This is a genomic window from Streptomyces sp. LX-29, from assembly GCF_029541745.1.
Taxonomy (GTDB): domain Bacteria; phylum Actinomycetota; class Actinomycetes; order Streptomycetales; family Streptomycetaceae; genus Streptomyces.
In genome coordinates this window covers 570,671-589,395 of record NZ_CP089746.1, presented here as the reverse complement: position 1 = coordinate 589,395, position 18,725 = coordinate 570,671, and the positions used below count along the sequence as shown (strand labels likewise).

13 protein-coding genes are annotated in these 18,725 nt (G+C 72.9%); 7 read left to right on the top strand and 6 right to left on the bottom strand.

The window, feature by feature from the left end:
- The first annotated feature begins 23 nt into the window (after positions 1–23).
- The 4 genes from LRS74_RS02640 to LRS74_RS02625 all read left to right on the top strand — a co-directional run bounded on the left by LRS74_RS02640 (position 24) and on the right by LRS74_RS02625 (position 6,461).
- Positions 24–1,505: an MFS transporter gene (locus LRS74_RS02640; RefSeq protein ID WP_277739437.1), complete on the top strand. Its 1,482-nt coding sequence runs from the start codon at positions 24–26 to the stop codon at positions 1,503–1,505.
- Positions 1,506–1,606: 101 nt separating this feature from the next.
- Positions 1,607–3,532, top strand: a complete 1,926-nt coding sequence (locus LRS74_RS02635; RefSeq protein WP_277744565.1) for an alpha/beta fold hydrolase — start codon at positions 1,607–1,609, stop codon at positions 3,530–3,532.
- Between the two features lie 223 nt (positions 3,533–3,755).
- On the top strand, positions 3,756–5,675 hold the full coding sequence (locus tag LRS74_RS02630) for a RiPP maturation radical SAM C-methyltransferase (RefSeq protein ID WP_277739436.1): 1,920 nt from the start codon (positions 3,756–3,758) through the stop codon (positions 5,673–5,675).
- 87 nt (positions 5,676–5,762) lie between these two features.
- The gene (locus tag LRS74_RS02625) at positions 5,763–6,461 is read left to right on the top strand and encodes a DUF5825 family protein (RefSeq protein WP_277739435.1); all 699 of its coding nucleotides are present in this window, start codon (positions 5,763–5,765) and stop codon (positions 6,459–6,461) included.
- A 160-nt stretch (positions 6,462–6,621) separates the two neighbouring features.
- Here the strand turns inward: LRS74_RS02625 and LRS74_RS02620 are convergent, their stop codons facing one another.
- The 5 genes from LRS74_RS02620 to LRS74_RS02600 all read right to left on the bottom strand — a co-directional run bounded on the left by LRS74_RS02620 (position 6,622) and on the right by LRS74_RS02600 (position 13,533).
- Positions 6,622–7,506, bottom strand: coding sequence for a carbohydrate ABC transporter permease (locus LRS74_RS02620; protein ID WP_277739434.1), 885 nt, complete (start codon positions 7,504–7,506; stop codon positions 6,622–6,624).
- Entirely contained in the window at positions 7,503–8,930 is a 1,428-nt protein-coding gene (locus LRS74_RS02615; RefSeq protein ID WP_277739433.1) for an ABC transporter permease subunit, read from the bottom strand. The genes LRS74_RS02620 and LRS74_RS02615 overlap by 4 nt, the downstream gene beginning before the upstream one ends.
- Positions 8,931–8,948: 18 nt before the next feature.
- A complete protein-coding gene (locus tag LRS74_RS02610; protein ID WP_277739432.1) occupies positions 8,949–10,283 on the bottom strand; it encodes an ABC transporter substrate-binding protein in 1,335 nt (444 codons plus the stop codon).
- A 20-nt stretch (positions 10,284–10,303) separates the two neighbouring features.
- Complete coding sequence (locus tag LRS74_RS02605; protein ID WP_277739431.1) at positions 10,304–12,037, bottom strand: glycoside hydrolase family 13 protein; 1,734 nt, start codon at positions 12,035–12,037, stop codon at positions 10,304–10,306.
- 218 nt (positions 12,038–12,255) lie between these two features.
- The gene (locus LRS74_RS02600) at positions 12,256–13,533 is read right to left on the bottom strand and encodes an ABC transporter substrate-binding protein (RefSeq protein WP_277739430.1); all 1,278 of its coding nucleotides are present in this window, start codon (positions 13,531–13,533) and stop codon (positions 12,256–12,258) included.
- 168 nt (positions 13,534–13,701) lie between these two features.
- On the opposite strand from LRS74_RS02600, the gene LRS74_RS02595 reads away from it, so the two are divergent.
- Genes LRS74_RS02595 through LRS74_RS02585 form a run of 3 tightly spaced genes read left to right on the top strand, consistent with a single transcriptional unit; the run spans position 13,702 to position 17,286 of the window.
- Positions 13,702–14,208 (top strand): PadR family transcriptional regulator, encoded by a 507-nt coding sequence (locus LRS74_RS02595; protein ID WP_277739429.1) that lies wholly within the window; start codon positions 13,702–13,704, stop codon positions 14,206–14,208.
- Positions 14,205–14,966, top strand: coding sequence for an ABC transporter ATP-binding protein (locus LRS74_RS02590; protein ID WP_277739428.1), 762 nt, complete (start codon positions 14,205–14,207; stop codon positions 14,964–14,966). The genes LRS74_RS02595 and LRS74_RS02590 overlap by 4 nt, the downstream gene beginning before the upstream one ends.
- 7 nt (positions 14,967–14,973) lie before the next feature.
- The gene (locus LRS74_RS02585) at positions 14,974–17,286 is read left to right on the top strand and encodes an FtsX-like permease family protein (protein ID WP_277739427.1); all 2,313 of its coding nucleotides are present in this window, start codon (positions 14,974–14,976) and stop codon (positions 17,284–17,286) included.
- 129 nt (positions 17,287–17,415) lie between these two features.
- Here LRS74_RS02585 and LRS74_RS02580 read toward each other — a convergent pair whose 3' ends face one another.
- On the bottom strand, positions 17,416–18,645 hold the full coding sequence (locus LRS74_RS02580; protein WP_277739426.1) for a cytochrome P450: 1,230 nt from the start codon (positions 18,643–18,645) through the stop codon (positions 17,416–17,418).
- Positions 18,646–18,725: the final 80 nt, after the last annotated feature.

Here is an 18,725-nt window from a genome sequence, read left to right as displayed (position 1 = left end):
AGACGCGGAGCCTTATCCCCGATGTGCCTGCCGCGGAGCACGGCGGCTGGTCCACCACCCACACCTCCCGAGAAGCGGGTGTCGCACCGGAGCCGGTGATGGCCGCCGCTGCGGGAGGGAAGGGGGAGTCCGGCGACTCCACGGCCCTTTCCACGGTGGGCGAGGACGGTTCCGTCGCGGCGACGCCGCCGCGGCCCGCCTCCGGCAGGGATGTGCGGCTGTACTGGTGGGCGAACACCTCCGACGCCCTGGGCACGCAGATCTCCGGGCTGGTGCTGCCCGTCTTCCTGCTGTCGCTCGGGCAGTCACCGGCCGCGATCGGACTGATCACCGGGGCCTCCCTGGGGGCCGGGCTCCTCCTGGCCCCCTACGCCGCGGTGCTGGCGGACCGCGGCGCCCGGAAGCGGGTGATGGTCTGGTCGGCCACCGTGTCCGCCATGGCGATGGGGTCGGTCGCCGCGGCGGCCGCCCTGGGGCACGTCGTCTGGGCCCATGTGCTCACCGCGCTCGTGGTGGAGCGCTTCGCGACCTCCTGTCAGGAGGCCGCCGCCAGCGGCACGGTGGCGGCCGTCGCCCCCCGGGCCGACTACCCCCGGGTGGTCTCCCGACTCCAGGCCGGCGAACAGGGTGCCGTGGTGGCCGGCCCGGTCCTCGGCGGCTGGCTCTACCAGTGGTTCCGCTGGCTGCCGTTCCTGGCGGACGCCGTGTCGTATCTCGTCGCCGCGGTGTGCGTACGCCGCATGCGATCCGATCTGACCCCCGCCCCCGCCCCCGCCCCCGACCCGACCGCCCCCGTCCCCGGCCCGTCCCCCGTCCCCGTCCCCGACCCGAGCCCCGCTCCGAGTCCGGGCGTCGGAACGGAGGCGTCGGCGGGGCCACCCCGGACCGCGTGGCGCGCCACCGCCACCGAGGTCGGCGCGGGAGTACGGCTGGCCCTCGACACCCCGTTCCTCCGGCTGGTGTTGCTGTGGACCACGGCCGTGGGCGGCGCCCTGGGCGGCCTCTACTACAGCGTCGTCTTCCGCGTCGGCGGCGACGGAACACACGCCTCGGCCCTGGGACTGGCGCTCTCCTGTGCGGGCGGGGCCGGGCTGGTCGGGTCGTTGGCCGCTCCCCGGCTGGCGCGCAGACTCTCCCCGGCCGCCGGCCTGGTGGCGGTGTCCTGGCTCATGGTGCCGATCGCGGCGGGCCTCGCCCTGACCGACCGACTCTGGGCGTACGGGGTGCTGTTCGGCGCGCTGTCGCTGCTGACCGCGGTCGTCACCGTGGTGCTCCAGGCGCACGCCGTGGCGGTGACACCGCCGCACCTTCAGGCCCGCACCGGCGCGGCCCTCGCCACCGCCGCCGGCGCCGCCGCGGCGCTCGCGCCCATCATGGCCGGGGCGTGCGCCGACGGCTTCGGCCCGGCCGCGACCAGCGCCGGCTGCGCGGTGCTGCTGGCCGCGGTCGCCGCGTGGACCACCCGGGCGGCCCTCGCCGGCTCCCTACCGGGCAGGTCCGCGTGAGCGCCCCGGCCTCCGCCACGGGGGCGACCGGCGGCGACGGGCCCCGGTTCGCGATCTACCGGGCCGAGCTCCCCGAGGTCTGTCCCACCGATCCGGCGCTCATGACCCTCACCGGCGACGCGGGCGGACGGTGCGAGATCTTCGCCTGGGACGGCCGGACCGGCCGCGCCCGCCAGGTCACCGACCGGCCGTACGGCACGTTGCACTGCGCCATCGGAGCCGACGCCGCCATCTGGTGGTTCGACGAGGACCGCGACGGCGTCGGCGGCTGGCGCCGCCAGCCGTTCCGGGGCGGACCGGACCGGCCGGCCCTGCTGGGCGTACCCCCGGGCACCCCGCGCGGCCTGGCCTCGGCCGCCGACGGCACGGTCGCCGTCGGCCTGGGCGACGCCGAGGGCCTGAGCGTGTATCTGGGCGTACCGGGTCGCTCCGCCCGCCGGGTGCTGCGGGTCGCCGGCCCCGCCGTCCTCGCCGGGCTCTCCGCGAACGGCGAGCTGATCGCCGTCTCCACCACCGCGGCCGGACCGCGGGCGGTCACGGTGTACCGGACCGACGGCACCCCGCTGGCGCGGCTCTCCGGCCGGCGCGGCCGGATCTGGGCCCTCGGCTTCGCCCCGGCCGGCGCTCGGCGGTCGGGCGACCCGGCCTCGGGTGGCCGTCCCGCCCCCGCGTCGTCGCCCCACCGCGCCCCATCCCGGCCGACCCGCCGGCCCACGTCCGAACTGCTGCTCGTCCGTGAGCACGGCGACGGTTACACCCTCGCCACCTGGAGTCCCGGCGCCGGTCCGGAGACCCACGCCTGGTGCGCGTTCGACACCGAGATCACCGCCCGCTGGTACCCGGACGGCGGACGGGTGCTGGTCCGCCAGGACCGATGGGGCCGCAGCCGGCTGTTCGCCGTCGACCTCCTCCGGCGTACCCGGGTGCCGATCCCGGTGCCGGCCGGCACCGTGCTGGACGCCGCACCGCGCGGCGATGACGAGGTCCACTACCTCTGGACCGACTCGGCCACCCCGCCCCGGCTGTGCTCCACCGGCCGGACCCGGCTGCCGACCGTCGGCACCCCGGCCGGACGGGTGCCGGGCCGGCACACCGAGCTGTGGACCGAGGGCGCCGACGGGCCGGTGCACACCCTGCTCGGTCTGCCCGACACCGACGGGTCGCGGCCGCCCCTGGTCTTCCTGGTGCACGGCGGGCCCGCCGACCACGACCGGGACGCCTACGACCCGATGGCGCACTCGCTGGTCGCGTCCGGATACGCGGTCGCGCGCGTCAACTACCGGGGGTCCACCGGCTACGGGCCGCGCTGGCGCGGCGCCTACCGGGAAGGCGTGGGGCTCACCCAGGTCGCCGACCTCGCCGCGGTCCGCGCCGAGGTGCTCCGCCGCGGGCTGGTCCGACCCGACGCGGTGGGACTGTGGGGCACCTCCTGGGGCGGCTACCTGGTGCTGCTCGCCCTGGGCACCCGCCCGGACCTCTGGCAGGCCGGGGTGGCGGTCAAGCCGGTGGCCGACTGCGCGCTGGCGCACCGCCTCGGCACCCCCGCCCTGCGCGCCCTGGACGAGGCGCTGTTCGGGGGCACGCCCGAGGAGGTGCCCGAGCGCTACGCCCGCAGCTCGCCCCTCCGGTACGCGGCCCGCGTCCGCGCGCCGCTGCTGGTGGTGGCGGGCACCCGGGACGCCAAGTGCCCACCCGGACAGATCCGGAGCTATCTGTCGGCGCTCACCGCGGCCGGCGTCCCGCACGAGGCGATGTGGCTGGACACCGGTCACGACGGCTACCTCGGCGGCGAGCACATCGCGGTGCTGCGCCGCGCGATGACCTTCCTCGGCCGAGGGCTGCGCGGGGCCCACGGCGCGAGGAGCACCCGACCACCCGCAGCCGAGGGCGCGGGGGCGACGGGAGCGGCCACGCCACCGGCGTCATCGGTGACCGTGCCACCGACGAGCGGTGGCCGCACCGACGGTCCTCCCGACGAACGCACCACCGACGCCGGCACCGCCGGCCGACCTGTGGAGAGGGGGTAGCAGCCGTGCAGAAGGACATCATCCAGAACGACCCGCTGATGGGCGACGAGGAGAACCGGAAGCCGGGCGTGATGATCAGCGTCACCGTCCCGTTCCGTAACGCGGAGGACAGCGAGGAGGAGTGACTCCTCTCCGGTCGGCCCGGTCCGACCACCGGGCCGACCGGTCACGACCCCGCGCCGTTACTCCCGCCCTTCTCCGTACCTCCCGCCGAGGAGCCGTCATGCGCGTCCTGCTGGTCAACATGCCCTGGTCTCCCATCGATCTGCCGTCCCTGGCGCTCGGCATCCTCAAGCGCAGCGTCGACGAACGCGTGCCCGGCGCGCACGCCGACGTGCTGCACGCCAATCTGGAGTTCACCGACTGGATCACCGCCCGTACCCCCTTCACCAGCGCGGACTACGAGTACTACGCGCTCTCCTCCTACTTCCTGGGCTGCGGGGACTGGGTCTTCTCCTCCGCGCTGTACGACGACCCGGAGTGGCGGGTGGCGGAGTTCGCGGCGGCGATGTCGGACAAGCTGCGCCCGTCGCGGCTGGAGAAGACACTCCAACTGCATCGGACGGTGCCGCGCTTCGTGCGGGAGGCGGCCGAACGGATCGTCGCCGCCGCCCCGGACGTCGTCGGGTTCACCTCCACCTTCCAGCAGAACACCGCCGCGCTGGCCGCGGCCAGGGAGATCAAGCGGCTGGCCCCGCACATCGTGACGGTCTTCGGCGGTGCCAACTGCGACGCGGAGCAGGGGGCCGCCGCACACCGCAACTTCCCCTTCGTGGACCATGTGATCCGCGGCGAGGGCGAGGCCGCCTTCCCCGCGCTGCTCACCGCGCTCCGCGACGGCGGCACGCTCGACGCCGTGCCGGGGCTGTGCCACCGCGGCCCCGACGGCGCCAGCGTCGTCAACCCGATGAGCACCAGACCGCTGCCGCCCGCCGCCATCCTGCCGCCCGACTACACCGGCTACTTCGAGCGGCTCGCCGCCTCCACGGCCCGCGCCTGGGTGGAGCCGAAGCTGGTGGTGGAGGGTGCCCGCGGCTGCTGGTGGGGGGAGAAGCACCACTGCACCTTCTGCGGTCTCAACGGCTCGTTCATGCAGTTCCGCAGCAAGAGCCCGGACACCTTCTACGAAGAGATCATGGAGCTCTCCCGGCGACACAAGATCCTGGACATGTACGTCGTCGACAACATCCTCGACATGGGCTACCTGACCACGGTCCTGCCGCGGATCATCGACAGCGGCCACGACCTGCGGCTGCACATCGAGATCAAGGCGAACATGCGCCGCGCCCAGCTGCGCACCCTCGCCGAGGCCGGCCTGATCTACGTCCAGCCCGGCATCGAGAGCCTCAACAGCCGTGTCCTGGGCCTGATGGACAAGGGCGTCAGCGGCTGCCAGAACGTGCGGATGCTGCGCGACGGCGCGGAGACGGGCCTGTCCGTCGCCTGGAACTACCTGCACGGCTTCCCGGGGGAGACGGACGCCGACTACGAGCCGGTCATCGCCCAGATCCCCGCCCTGGAGCATCTGAACCCACCGGTCGACCGGTCCGCGCGGATCGCCATCGAACGCTTCAGCCCGTACTTCGACCGGCCCGAACTCGGCTTCTCCGACCTGCGGCCCGAGAAGCACTACCGCTTCACCTACGACCTTCCGGAGGATGAGCTGTACGACCTCGCGTATGTCTTCGAGGCGCCGGAGCGCGGCATCGGCGAGGACACCGCGAACGCGCTCAGCGACGCGCTCACGGAGTGGAAGAAGTACAACGTCGACAGCCGGCTCACCCACTCCGACCTCGGCGACCGCGTCGTCCTGGTCAGCCGCCGGCGGAAGTTCGACTGGGGGGTGCGGGAGCTGACCGAGCCGCTGCACCTGGCGGCGTTCCGGCTGCTGGACCAGCCGCACGCGCTCACCCCGCTGACCCGCAAGCTGCGCGACCGGCTGCCCGGGCGGGACGTCGAGGAGCCGGAGGTGGCCGCCCTGTTGGACGAGTGGCTGGCGCTCGGGCTGGTGTTCACCGACGCCGGGCAGTACGTGCACATCGCGCCCGCCGCGGTCAACGAGGACCTGCTCCGGCTCTACTACATGCGCCACGAGCACGCCGCCCCCGCGCCCCGGACACCCGAGCCGGCCGGCCGGGCCTGACCGTCCGACCGCCGTGTTCCCCCGTTCGCAACGGCCGGAACGCCACCCTGATCGTCACCCCGTCGGAAGCAGGAGGAGCGACCCCGGATGAGCAGCACGACCACCCCGCCGACGGCGGACGCCGACGCCCCGGACCGTCCGCTGTCGGTCCTCGCCTGGCGCGACTACGACATCGACGCCTGCCGCCTGCCGGGCATGGACCTCGGTGAGCTCTCGATCGGCGGTCGGCCCGCCGAGGAGGTCACCCGGCTGTGGGAGCTGGGCGCCCGCAGAGTGCGGCTCCCGAAGGCCGTGGATCTGGCGGTCGCCGCGGCCGACCCGGTCGCCGCCGCCCGTGCGGTGCGCGCCCTGTGTCTGGTCCGCGACCTGACGGCGCGGGCGGTGCTGGTCGAGTGGCGGCTGACGCTCGCCGACGCGGACCCGGACGGATGGCGGGCGCTGAACCATCTGCAACCACCCCAGGACCTGGCCGGTCCGGCCGCCGCGACCGAGGCCCTCGCGGAGTGGCGCCACCGCCACTACCTGTGCAAGTGCCTGTGGCGTCAGGGGCCGGGCTTCGTCCAGATCCGCGACCGCCGCTGGGGCGACCTCCGCCGGTTCACGGTCGCGGAACCCGAGTACCAGGAGGCGATCGCCCTCCTGGAGGACGGCGTGCCCGCCCACCGGGTGGACCCGGAGATCCTCGCCGACCTGCGCTCGGAGCGCCTGGTCGGCGAGGTCGGCGAGCTGGTCTGGTGGTTGCCGTACCGGGTGCGGCGCTGGATCCAGGAGGCCATGACGGTCTGAGCCCCGGCGGGACGCGCGGCACGCGCCGTGGTGAGCGGGAGCGAGCGGGATGAGCGCACGGCACACCAACGGGTGTGCCGGCACACACCGCCTCGGCGGCGCCTGCCGGCACACCCGTCTGCCGATGTCACTCCCGATGTCATGCCATCGGATCGGCGTGTCACTTCACCGAGCCGGCCATCACACCCTGGACGAAGTGGCGCTGGAAGGCGAAGAACACGACCAGCGGAACCACCAGCGAGAGGAACGCGCCCGGCGCGAGCACCCCGATGTTGCTGCCGAACTGCCGCATCTCCGACTGGAGGGCCACCGTCAGCGGCTGCGACTCGCTGTCCGCGAAGATCAGCGCGACCAGCATGTCGTTCCACACCCACAGGAACTGGAAGATGGCCAGGCTGGCGATGGCGGGCTTGCCGAGCGGAAGGACCAGTCGCGAGAAGATCCGCCACTCCCCGCCGCCGTCCATGCGGGCCGCCTCCAGCATCTCCTTGGGGATCTCCGCGAAGTAGTTGCGGAGCAGGAAGATGGCGAACGGCAGTCCGTAGGCGACGTGGAAGAGCACCACTCCGGGGATGGAGCCGAAGAGCCCGAGCGTGCCGAACATCTTCGCCACCGGCAGCAGACCGATCTGGATGGGCACCACCAGCATGGCGACCACCAGCAGGAAGATCCAGTCGCGGCCGGGGAACTCCAGCCAGGCGAAGGCGTATCCGGCCAGCGCCGCGATCGCCACCACCGCCACGGTGGTGGGGACCGAGATCAGCACGGTGTTCCAGAAGGCCGCGGTGATGCCGGAGTTCTCCAGGAGCGCCGTGTAGTTGTCGAACGACAGCTGGCTCGGCGCGCTGAGCGCCTTCCACCAGCCGCTGCCGGCGTTCGCCTCCTCGGAGCGCAGCGAGGAGAGGAACAGCCCGGCCACCGGGGTGACCCAGATCAGTCCGATGAGGAGCAGAAACGCCTGCACCAGACCGCTGTTGAGTCGCCTCACCAGGCGGCTCCCGGGCCGGCCGCGCCGCGGGGCGGCGCCCTGGGTGGTGCTCGTCATGACTGGCTCCTGCGGAAACGTCGGATGTTGAGGGCCATGGCGGGGACCACCAGGAGCAGCAGCAGGACGCCGAGGGCGCTGCCGAGGCCCTGGTTGTTGCCGCCGCCGAAGGAGACCAGCCACATCTGCATGGCCAGGACGTTGGCGTCCTGCTGCACCGGTCCCGGGGCGATGATGTAGACCAGGTCGAAGACCTTCATCACGTTGATCACCATGGTCACGAAGACCACGCCGAGCACGGGGGCGAGCAGGGGCACGGTGATCTTCCGGAAGATCTGCCACTCGTTGGCGCCGTCCATGCGGGCCGCCTCCAGGACATCACGGGGCATGGCCGCGAGCCCGGCCCCGATGAGGACCATGGCGAAGCCGGTCCAGATCCAGGTGTAGGCGCCGATGATGGCGGGGGTGATCAGCGCGGGCCCCAGCCAGGCGATGCCCTCGTACGGCGGGGCGAAGTTCTTCGCGGGCAGCTGCACGGCGTAGGAGCCGGCCTCCAGACCGTCGAAGCGGTAGGAACCGTCCGGGCCGGTGGTGGTCGTGGCCACCACCTCGCCCCGGGGGTCGACCGCCTCGACCGCCATCTTCGGCAGTCCGCGCTCGGTCGCGTCCACCGTGCCGGGCTTTCCGCCGCCGCCGAGGGTGAAGTCGAGGTAGACCACGCCCCCCAACTGGTCGGCGCCGACGCGGGCCGCGGCCGCCTTGGCGGCGGGTACGGCGTCGCCGGGCAGCTCCTTCGGCGGGACGCCCACCAGGCCGAGGTTGACCGTGTGGCCGGGGCTGGTGCGGTCGGCCGTGCGGTACGCGCCGTCCTCGCGCTTGTCCAGCGCCTTGTCGCCGAGGCGGGCCTTGGCGGTCGGATAGCCGGAGACGTCCTCGAAGCTGTCGTGGACGCCGACGGCCACGGCGTTGAGCACACCGCGCTCCGGGTCCTGCTCGTAGGCGAGCCGGAAGATGATGCCCGCGGCGAGGAAGGAGATCGCCATCGGCATGAACATCAGCAGCTTGAAGGCGGTCTTCCAGCGCACCTTCTCGGTGAGCACGGCGAGGATCAGGCCCAGGCCGGTCAGCAGCGCGGGGGCGAAGACGACCCAGATGGCGCTGTTGCGGATGGCCCGCAGCGTCGCCGGGTCCTGGAATATCTCGTGGTAGTTGTCGGTGCCGACGAAGGTGTCGCCGGACGCGTCGAACAGGCTGCGGATGACCGAGAAGATGATCGGGTAGAGGACCAGCGCGCCCAGCAGCAGCAGCGCCGGGAGCAGGAAGACCGCGGCGATGAGCCGCCGCCGCCGGACGGCGCGCCGGGCGGGGGTGGTGCGGCGGGAGGCCGGCGGGGGGTCGGGCGGGGGGGGGGGGGGGGCGGGGGGGGGGGGGGGGGGGGTGCGGCCCGCCTTCGCGGGCCGCACCTCAGAGGTGGTCACAGACATGGCTTACGGACCTCGGCCTTACTTCCGGTACGCCTTGGCCGCGGCGGCCTCGAGCTTGCGGGCCGTGGCCTCCGGGTCGGACGGGTCGCGCAGGAAGTCCTGGAGCAGCTTCCACTCGCCCGCGCCCTGGGTGCCGCCGAAGGCCGCGGGGGCCTGGTCGGACATGTCGAACCGCACGGAGTCACCGGCGTCGACCAGCGACTGGGCGGTGGCCCGGGTGGTCTCGTCCTGGTAGTTGCCCATGTGGACGCTCATGTTGGGGGAGATGAAGCCGCCCGCCTTGGCCCAGATCCCGGCCGCGTCCGCGGAGGCCAGGTACTTCACCAGCTCCATTGCGGCCTTCTGGTGCTTTCCGGCCTTGAGCACGACGGCGGCGTCACCACCGCTGACGACCGGCGGCTTGCCCCCGTCGACCGCCGGGAAGGGGAAGAACTTGGCGTCCTCGCCGACCTTCTTCTTCAGCTGGTCCTTGACCAGGCCGCCGACGAAGTCGCCCTCGTAGACCATGCCCGCCTTGGGGTCGGGTCCGAAGACCTGCTCCACGGACTCGGGGAAGTCGGTGCGCAGCGCCCCCGCTCCGCCCCCGGCGACCAGGTCCTTGTCACCGAAGAGCTCGCCGAGTGTGGTGAGCGCCTTGACGACGGTGGGGTCGGTCCACGGGATCTTGTGGGCGGCGAGCTTGTCGTAGTTCTCGGGGCCCGCCTGGGAGAGGTAGACGTTCTCGAACCAGTCGGTGAGCGGCCAGCCGGCCTCGCCCGCGACGGAGAACGCGGGCACGCCGGAGTCGGACAGGGTCCGGCCCGCCTTCAGCATCGCGTCGTAGCTCTTGGCGGGCTCGACCCCGGCCTGGGCGAACGCCTCCGGGTTGTACCAGACCGTCGACTTGTGCGAGGCCTTGAAGTACAGGCCGTAGTAGGTGTCGTCGACCGTTCCGTACTCCTTCCAGACCGGTGCGAAGTTGACGCCGGCGTCGGTGGCGATCTCCTTGGAGAGCGGGACCAGCCAGTCCTTCTCGGCGAACTGATGGAGCACGCCGACCTGCGGCACCATCACCACGTCGGGGGCGTTGCCGCCCTCGATCTTGCTGCCGATGACGGTGGAGACGTTGTCGCCGGTGGAGACGAAGGTGACCTTCGCGCCGGTCTTCTCGGTGAAGCCCGCCAGGACCTTCTTGAAGTTCTCCTGCTCCACGCCGGTCCAGACGCCGGCGACGGTGACCGACTGTCCGGACAGCGACTTCTTGCCGCCCCCCGAGGAGTCCCCGCCGCCGCAGGCGGTCGCGGTGAGGGCCAGGCCCAGGACGGCCGCGCCGGAGGTGGCGATGCGTACGCGTCGTGCCGCGGTGTGTCTCATGGTGGTTCCCTTCGGTGGAGCTATCGGGGGTCGGAGGCGGTGATCCACCAGGCGGCGGTGGAGCCGGGGAGGGTGCCTTCCGGGCAGTCGCCGCTGGCCAGCAGCGGGGCGCCGGGGACGGGTGCCGGGACCGGGTCGGTGCCGAAGTTGATCGCGCACACCAGCCCGTCGCCGCGGACGAAGGCCAGGACCTGCGGCGGGGAGTCCAACCAGCGCAGGGTGCCCTCGCCGAGCTGCGGGAGGCTGCGACGCAGGTGCAGCCCCTCGCGGTACAGGTGCCAGAAGGAGCGGGTGTCCGCGACGGCGCGCTCGGTCGAGTGCTCGGCGAACCACTCGGGCTGCGGCAGCCACGGCCTGGCGGCCTCGGCGTCCTTGGTGAAACCGAACGGGGAGGCGTGGCCGGACCAGGGCAGCGGCACCCGGCAGCCGTCCCGGACGCCCCGGCGGCTGCCCGTCCGGTGGAAGATCGGGTCGGTGAGGACGTCGTCCGGCAGGTCCACCACCTCGGGCAGACCCAGCTCCTCGCCCTGGTAGACGTAGGCGGCACCGGGGAGGGCCAGCATCAGCAGGGCGGCGGCGCGGGCGCGGGCCGGGCCGTGCTCTCCCCCGGACGTCGCCTCGGAGACGGCCCCGGGCCCGCCGCCCGGCTCGGTCGCGTACCGGGTGACGGTCCGCACCTGGTCGTGGTTGTTGAGCACCCAGGTGACGGTGGAGCCGGTCTCCGCGATGTCGGTCAGCGCCTCGGAGATGACCGTCCGGAAGACGTCGATGTCCCAGCGCGCGGTCAGCAGGTGGAAGAAGAACGCCTGGTGGAGCTCGTCGGGCCGGACGTAGGCGGCCTGCTCGCGCGGGGTGCGCACGGACACCTCGCCGACCAGCAGCCGGTCGCGGCCGTCCAGGGCGGTGTACTCCTCGCACAGCGCGCGCCAGTCGCGCCACACCTGGTGGACCTCGGGCTGGTTCCAGGCGAGCGGGTTGACGGAGTCGCGGGTGCGCTCGTCGGCCTCGGGGTCGGGCGAGTCCGGCAGCTCGGGGTGCTTGTACAGCCCCGCGGCCACATCGATCCGGAAGCCGTCCACGCCGCGGTCCAGCCAGAACCGCAGGACCTTCTCGAACATGTCGCCCACGACCGGGTTGCGCCAGTTCAGGTCGGGCTGTTCCGGGGTGAACATGTGCAGGTACCACTGGCCCGGGGTGCCGTCCGGCTCGGTGACCCGACTCCACGCCGGGCCGCCGAACATGGCCCGCCAGTTGTTCGGGGGCAGTTCGCCGTCGGTGCCGCGGCCGTCGGCGAAGTGGAAGAGCGACCGGGAGGTGCCGCCCGGCCCCTCCGCCAGCGCGGCCCGGAACCACGGGTGCTCGCTGGAGCAGTGGTTGGGGACGATGTCCAGGAGGACCTTCAGCCCCAGCCGGTGGGCGTCGGCCACCAGCCCGTCGAACTCGGCGAGATCTCCGTAGACCGGGTCCACGTCGCAGTAGTCGGCGACGTCGTAGCCGTGGTCGTGCTGCGGGGACGGGTAGAAGGGGCTGAGCCAGACGCCGTCGACCCCGAGCTTCTTCAGATACGGGAGTCCGGTGCGGACACCGGCCAGATCGCCGATGCCGTCGCCCGTGCTGTCGAGGAAGCTGCGGACGTACACCTGGTAGATCACCGCATCGCGCCACCAGCGCTGCGCCGTGCTGTGCGGGAGACCGGTCGTGACGACCGGCGAGGGGTCGGCGGAAGAGCCGTTCCCCACCGTGGCTGTGAGCATCTGCCCTGAACCTGTTCTTGCTTGAGCACACCTGCGGGGCATGCAGTTCGCTGTTATGCATGCATGTTAAGTAGGCGTGTCATTTGGGTGTCAACGAAACTGCCGAAAATCGCAGCGAGGTGTCCGAATTTGACGGATTTATGGGGGCGCAAAGCCGGCTTGAAGATCGCCATAAGCTACTTAACAAGTAAGTAGCGAGAGGGGTGGGTGTCGGCCGATCAGCCGCGGCGGACGACGGCCTGGAGCTCCCGCGTCAGGCGGGCGACGGCCTCACGGGGGTCCTGGCGCCCGATCAGCGCCTGATGGACCACGGCCTGGGTGGCCAGGCTCACCTGGTCGTAGCGGGCGCTCTTGGGGCGCGGCTTGGCCGTCAACAGGCTCCGCTTGAGCGTCGGCAGGTACGGGAACGTCCGGATCAGCTGCGGATCGTTGTACAAATCCGCCCAAACCGGCGGAAGTGATCCCTTGGTCAGCACCTGGCGCTGCACCTGCTCACTGGTCAGGTAGGCCATCAGCTCGGTGGCCGACCTCTGGTGTCGCGAGTGCGCGTTCACCGCCAGATTGGAGCCGCCTAGCACGCTGGAGCCGGGCCCGTCGGGGCCCGGTAGCGGCACCGCGCCGAACTTCCCCGCCACCGCCGACGAGTCGGCGTTGGCCATCGGGTACGCGTACGGCCAGTTCCGCAGGAACAGCAGCTCGCCGTTCTGGAACGCCCGGCGGGACTCCTCCTCCTTGAAGGTCAGCGCCCGTCGGGGGATCCACCCCTCGCGTACGCCGTCGAGCAGGAAGCCCAGGCCCTCGCGGGCGGCGGGGGAGTCGACGGTGACCCGAGCCCCCTCGTCGCCGAGCATCGTGCCGCCCGCCGACTGCACGGCCTCGACGACGTTGGCGGTCAACCCCTCGTAGGGCAGGAACTGTCCCGCGTAGCCGTCCAAGCCGTGCTTGGGGGCGACGGTCTTCGCCAGTCGCTCCAACTCGGCCCAGGTCTGCGGGGGTCGCTCGCCCTCCCGATCGAGGACGTCCTTGCGGTAGTAGAGCAGCCCGGCGTTGGTCACATAGGGGACCGCGTACAGCCGCCCCTTGAACGTGGCGGTGTCCACCACCGGGGGCAGCAGCCGATCCAGCGGGAACCGCCGGCCGTCCACCGGGGCGATCCAGCCCGCGGCCGCGAACTCCGAGGTCCACGCCACGTCGATGTTGAGCACATCGAAGCGGTCACTGCCCGATCGCAGCTCGGTCACGAGCTGGGCCCGCACCTCGTCGGCGGCATCCGGCAGTTCGACCAGCGTCACCTTCTCCCGCGGGTGCCGCTTGTTCCAGCCGTCGAGCACACCGCGGAGATAGCCGGTGAGGTCGCCGCCGGTCACCAGGGTGAGCGGTCCGCGGCCGTCGGCGGCGCCCGGCTCGCCTCCGGCCCTCAGGCCCGCGCTCGCGTGTCCCGCCAACAACAGGAGGCAGACAAGGAGGGCTCCACCCGCGGCACGCTTCCACCGCATAGGTTCCTCCTTGCACCGGCGCAGACGGGACTGGCCCGGCATCCTGTCCCTGTATACCTGTTAGGCATGCGGGATACTAGACGGTGCAGGAAGATACGAGGGCGATCTGGTTCACACCCGGACGAGCTCATATAACGGACAAGTATCGCGGCGGGGAAGAGGGAGAGCGTGCGGCTGCCACTCCTGGCACTGTTGGTGAGCGGTCCCGCACATGGCTACGAACTCAAGCAGGCTCTTGAGAAGCTCCTGGGCTCCGCGTACCCTCAGCCGAACGTCGGCCAGATCTATGTCACCCTCTCCAGGCTGGAGAAGTCGGGCCTGATCGAGGGCGAGGACGTCGAGCAGTCGGACCGACCGAACAAGCGCATCTACCGGATCACCGCGGCGGGACGCGAGGCCGTGGACGCGTGGTTCGAGGAGTCGACCGCCGAGCCGCGGGTACGGGACGAGTTCTTCATGAAACTCGCCCTCGCCCCGCACACCGGGGCCGCCAACCCGATCACTCTGATCAACAAACAGCGGCGCCACTACCTCAACACCATGCGCGAGCTGTCGAAGCTCGCGACGACCGAGGACCGGGACAACCGGGTCGCTCAACTGCTGATCGAGGGCGCCATGCTGCACCTGCAGGCGGACCTCGACTGGTTGGAGCGCTGTCAGGAGGAGCTGGAATGAGCCGGGACGAGCAGTCCGGCGCCATCGTGCGGGCGACGGGTCTGGTCAAGACCTACCGCCCGGAGGGCGCCGCCCCGGTCCATGCGGTGCGCGGCGTCGACCTGAGCGTCGAGCGCGGCGAGTTCGTCGCCGTCACCGGCCCCTCCGGCGCGGGCAAGTCCACCCTGCTCCACCTGCTCGGCGGCCTCGACCGGCCCGACAGCGGATCCATCCGGCTCGACGGCCGCCAGGTCGACTCCTTCAGCGAGGCGCGCTGGGCCATGCTGCGCCGCAAGCACATCGGCATCGTCTTCCAGTTCTTCAACCTGGTCTCCAACCTCACCGTCGCCGACAACGTCGAGCTGCCCGCGCTGCTGGCCGGGAGCTCCCCGAAGCAGGCCCGGGCGCATCGCGAGGAGCTGCTCGCGGAGCTCGGCCTGGAGGGCAGGGAACACAGCACCCCGGGCGAGCTCTCCGGCGGCGAGCAGCAGCGCGTCGCCCTGGCCCGCGCCCTGGTCAACAGCCCCAGCCTGCTGCTGGCCGACGAGCCGGCCGGCAGCCTCGACAGCAAGGGCACCCGGGAGGTGCTCCGGCTGCTCTCCCGCTTCCACCAGCGCGGCCAGACCATCCTGCTGGTCACGCACGACGCCCGGGTCGCCAGCGCCGCGGACCGGGTGATCAGCTTCTTCGACGGTCGGGTCGTCGACGACGCCGCGCTCGCCGACGACGCCGCCCGCCGCCCGGCCGGTGTGGCCGACGTCCTGCGACTCAAGGGCTGACCGGGCCGTGCGGGCATCGGCACGGTGGGTGCAGGCCGACCTCAGGGCACATCGCGGCGCGGCCGTCTTCATCGTGCTGGCCAATGTCGGGATCGCCGTCTCGCTGCTGCTGGCCAGCGCGCTGTTCAGCTATGCGGCAGACCCCTGGCAGCGGGTCTTCACCCAGTCCTCCGGCGCGCACGTGTGGATCCACGCGCGGTCCGACGCCCCCGCCGGCACGCTGGCCGACCTGGACGAGGTGAGCGGCGCCTCCGGCCCGTTCCGTACCCTGCGCACCGTCGCCGGCCCCGAGCGTGGCGGCTCCGGGGTGGCCCTGGAGCTGCGCGCCACGGCCGATCGGCCCGCCACGGCCGGACCACAGCTCGGCTCCGGCCGCTGGCTGGAGCCGGGCCGCGACGCGGGCCACGGCGGCGGGGTCGTCCTGGAGGGCTCCGCGGCCCGCGCGCTGTGGGCCGAGCCCGGGGACCTGGTCCGGCTGCGCGGCTTCGCCCGGCCGCTGCGCGTGGTGGGCGTCGCGAACACCGCCGAGGTGCAGTACCGCGCGGGCGACCGTCCGGGCGTGGCCTGGGTGCTGCCCGCGACCCTCGCCGCCGCCGACGCCGCGGAGGACCAGCGCGGCCAGACCATCGGTCTGCGCCTCGCCGAAGCCGGCGACACCGACTACGTGGTGCAACGGGCGGTCACCGGACTGGGCGCCGACCGGATCACCGGGGTCTCCACCTGGCGGCAGGCCCGGAGCGAGGCCGGCGGAGACAACCAGCTGCTGGCCCGGCTGCTCGCCCTGTTCGGCCTCGGCGCGCTGCTCGCCGCCGCGCTGGCCGTGGGCGGCGCCATCAGCAGCCGCGTCCGCGGACACCTGCGGGACATCTCGGTGCTCAAGGCCATCGGGTTCACCCCGGGCCAGGTGGTCCGCATGTTCCTGGCCCAGCACCTCGGCCTCGCGCTCGTGGGCGTGGCCACCGGAGCGGTGCTCATCGAGGCCCTCGGCGCCCGCCTCCCCGGCCGGATCGGGGAGGCGATGGCCGTCTGGCAGCACCACCCCGCGCACACCTGGGCGCCACTCGCCATCTCCGGCGGCGCGGTGGTCTTCATCGCCACCGCGACCTGCCTCGCCGCCTGGCGGGCGGGCCGGGTCCCACCGGTGCCGATCGCCCGCGCGGCCGTCGCGCGCAGCCGTCGGATGTCCGGCACGGCCCGCCGGGCGCTCGGCCTCCGGGTCCCGCCCGCGCTGGTGCTGGGCTGGCGCGGGGCCTTCCACCGTCCGCTGCGCTCCGTCGCCGCGGTGGGCCGGCTCGCCGTGCCGCTGCTGCTGATCACGGTCGCCCTCGGCACCTGGTCGACCCTGGACCGCTTCACCGCCCACCCCGAGACGGTGGGCCTGCCCGCCGCGCTGACCGCGCGCTCCGACAGCCTCGACGACGCGCGGCTGCGCGACGTGCTCGCCACCCGCGAGGACGTCACCGCCTTCCCGGGGTCCGAGGTCCAGGCGCTGGTCCCCGGCCAGACCGGGACGATCACCCTGCGCGGACTGGGCACGGCCCGGCAGCCCTATCCGTTCTCGGTGGTCGAGGGGCGGACCGCCCGGGGACCGAACGAGGCGGTGGCCGGTCAGGGGCTGTTCGACCTGCTGGACGCCCGCGTCGGCGACTGGGTCCGGATGACGGTCGCCGGGAAGCCGCACGTCCTCCACATCGTCGGCCGGACCATCGAGCCCGCCGAGGGCGGCCGGGTGATCTCCACCGGCCTGGATACCCTGCGTGAGGGCGGCGACGCGCTCCGCCCGGACTTCTACCACCTGGTCCTGGACCACGGCGCCGACCCGGCGGCGGTGCGCGACGCCCTGGCCGACGCCTCCGACGGGCGGCTGGAGCTACGGGAGATCGCGAACCCCGCGGACCAGCTGCACGGCGTGCGCGGCGTCATCATCGGTCTGATCGCGGTCCTGGTGCTGATCGGGCTGGCCGAGCTGTCGACGACGATCAGCGCCGGGGCGCGGGAGTACGGGCGCGACCTGCTGGCGCTCAAGGCCATCGGGCTGACCCCACGTCAGATCACCGCGGTGATCGCCGCGGCCACCGTCTTCGTCGCCCTGGCCGCCGCCGTGACCGGCACGGTCCTCGGGGTCTTCGCCGCCGAGTGGCTCATCGACCTCCAGGGCCGTTCCAGCGGTATGGGCGCGGGGATCGCCGAACCGCCCGCCCTCGGCACCCTGCTCCTGGTCGGTGCCGCCGCGCTGGTGGCCGCCGGTGCCGTCTCCGTCGTGCCCGCGGCCCGCACCGCACGCCGCAAGATCGCCGACTCGGCCAGCGACGTGCTGTAGGCCGCCGCCGGCCGCGGTGTGACCCGTGGACGTCGCACGCCCCCGGGCCTGCGGCCGTCGGCTCGCTGTTCCCCTTCCCTCGGGGCCCGGTGGCCGTCAGCTCGCCGTTCTCCCCGGGCCCGGCGGCCGTCAGGGGACGCGCCCGCTCGGGACGAAGGTGACGGGCAGCCGAAGGGGATTGCGCAGACCGCCGGCCCGCCACCGCAGCTCGCTCGGCGGCACGGCCAGGGCCAGGCCGGGGAGGCGCCGCAGCGCCGTCCCGATGGCGATCTGGCCCTCCAGCCGGGCCAGCGGCGCCCCCAGGCAGTAGTGCACGCCGTGCCCGAAGGCGAGATGGCCGTAGTCCTGCCGCGTCACGTCCAGGTGTTCCGGATCGGAGAAGCGGTCCGGGTCGCGGTCCGCGATCGCGGAGGCCACCAGCACGGTGGCGCCGCGAGGGATGGTCACGCCCGCGATCTCGACGTCCTCACGGGCGAACCGGGCGATGCCCGGACTGATCGGCCCGTCATAGCGGAGCAACTCCTCGACGGCCCCCGGCAACAGCTCCGGATCGTCGCGCAACAGCGCCAGCTGCCGGGGATCGGCCAGCAGCGCGGCGATGCCGCCGCCGATCAGGCCGACCGTGGTGACGTATCCGGCCACCAACAACAGCAGCGCCGTGGCGATCAGCTCGTCCTCGGTCAGCCGCTGCTCCTCGTCGCGGGCCGCGATCAACGCGCTGAGGAGGTCGTCCCGGGGGCGGGCGCGCTTGGCCGCCAGGAGCGCGGTCAGATAGCCCCGCATCTGCCGCCACGCCGCGTCCACCGTCGCCGGGTCCGGTATCTCCGGCCCGCGGAGCAGCATGTCGTCGGTCCACCGCTGGAAGTCGTGCCGGTCCTCCACGGGCACGCCGAGCAGTCCGCTGATCACGGTCACCGGGAGGGGCAGCGCGAAGTCGGCCACGAGATCGGCCCGGCCGGCCGGCACCACCGCGTCGAGCAACCGGTCGGTGATCTCCTGGATGCGGGGCCGCAGATCGGCGATCCGACGCACGGTGAACGCCTTCGAGACCAGGCGTCGCAGGCGGGTGTGGTCGGGTGGGTCGGAGCGCAACATGTTGCTCATGAGCGACGGACGCTCGGTCGTGGGCAGCCGCTCCATGAGACGCGGGTCCGCGGCGTCGCGGACGTCGCTGCTCAGCCTCGGGTCGGAGAGGGCCGCGATGCCGTCCTCGTAGCGCGTGACCAGCCAGGCGTCCAGCCCGCCCGCGATGACGGCGCGCCGAACGGGGCCCTCCTCACGCAGCTGTCGGTAGAACGGGAACGGGTCCGCCACGAAGGCCGGGTCGGCGTACGGCAGCAGGACCGGCTGCTGACTCATCATGCCTCCCACAGCACGGGGTGCGACGACGGTCGATGCCGCCACCCGTGCTTGCTGACATATCTCTCAGTATGGGGAAT

What these genes read in the sequence shown, in the direction of transcription:
- LRS74_RS02620 (WP_277739434.1), bottom strand. Translation starts at nt 7,506, where the DNA reads ATGACGAGCACCACCCAGGGCGCCGCCCCGCGGCGCGGCCGGCCCGGG.
- LRS74_RS02610 (WP_277739432.1), bottom strand. Translation starts at nt 10,283, where the DNA reads ATGAGACACACCGCGGCACGACGCGTACGCATCGCCACCTCCGGCGCG.
- LRS74_RS02615 (WP_277739433.1), bottom strand. Translation starts at nt 8,930, where the DNA reads ATGTCTGTGACCACCTCTGAGGTGCGGCCCGCGAAGGCGGGCCGCACC.
- LRS74_RS02580 (WP_277739426.1), bottom strand. Translation starts at nt 18,645, where the DNA reads ATGAGTCAGCAGCCGGTCCTGCTGCCGTACGCCGACCCGGCCTTCGTG.
- LRS74_RS02635 (WP_277744565.1), top strand. Translation starts at nt 1,607, where the DNA reads ATGACCCTCACCGGCGACGCGGGCGGACGGTGCGAGATCTTCGCCTGG.
- LRS74_RS02625 (WP_277739435.1), top strand. Translation starts at nt 5,763, where the DNA reads ATGAGCAGCACGACCACCCCGCCGACGGCGGACGCCGACGCCCCGGAC.
- LRS74_RS02590 (WP_277739428.1), top strand. Translation starts at nt 14,205, where the DNA reads ATGAGCCGGGACGAGCAGTCCGGCGCCATCGTGCGGGCGACGGGTCTG.
- LRS74_RS02600 (WP_277739430.1), bottom strand. Translation starts at nt 13,533, where the DNA reads ATGCGGTGGAAGCGTGCCGCGGGTGGAGCCCTCCTTGTCTGCCTCCTG.
- LRS74_RS02605 (WP_277739431.1), bottom strand. Translation starts at nt 12,037, where the DNA reads ATGCTCACAGCCACGGTGGGGAACGGCTCTTCCGCCGACCCCTCGCCG.
- LRS74_RS02630 (WP_277739436.1), top strand. Translation starts at nt 3,756, where the DNA reads ATGCGCGTCCTGCTGGTCAACATGCCCTGGTCTCCCATCGATCTGCCG.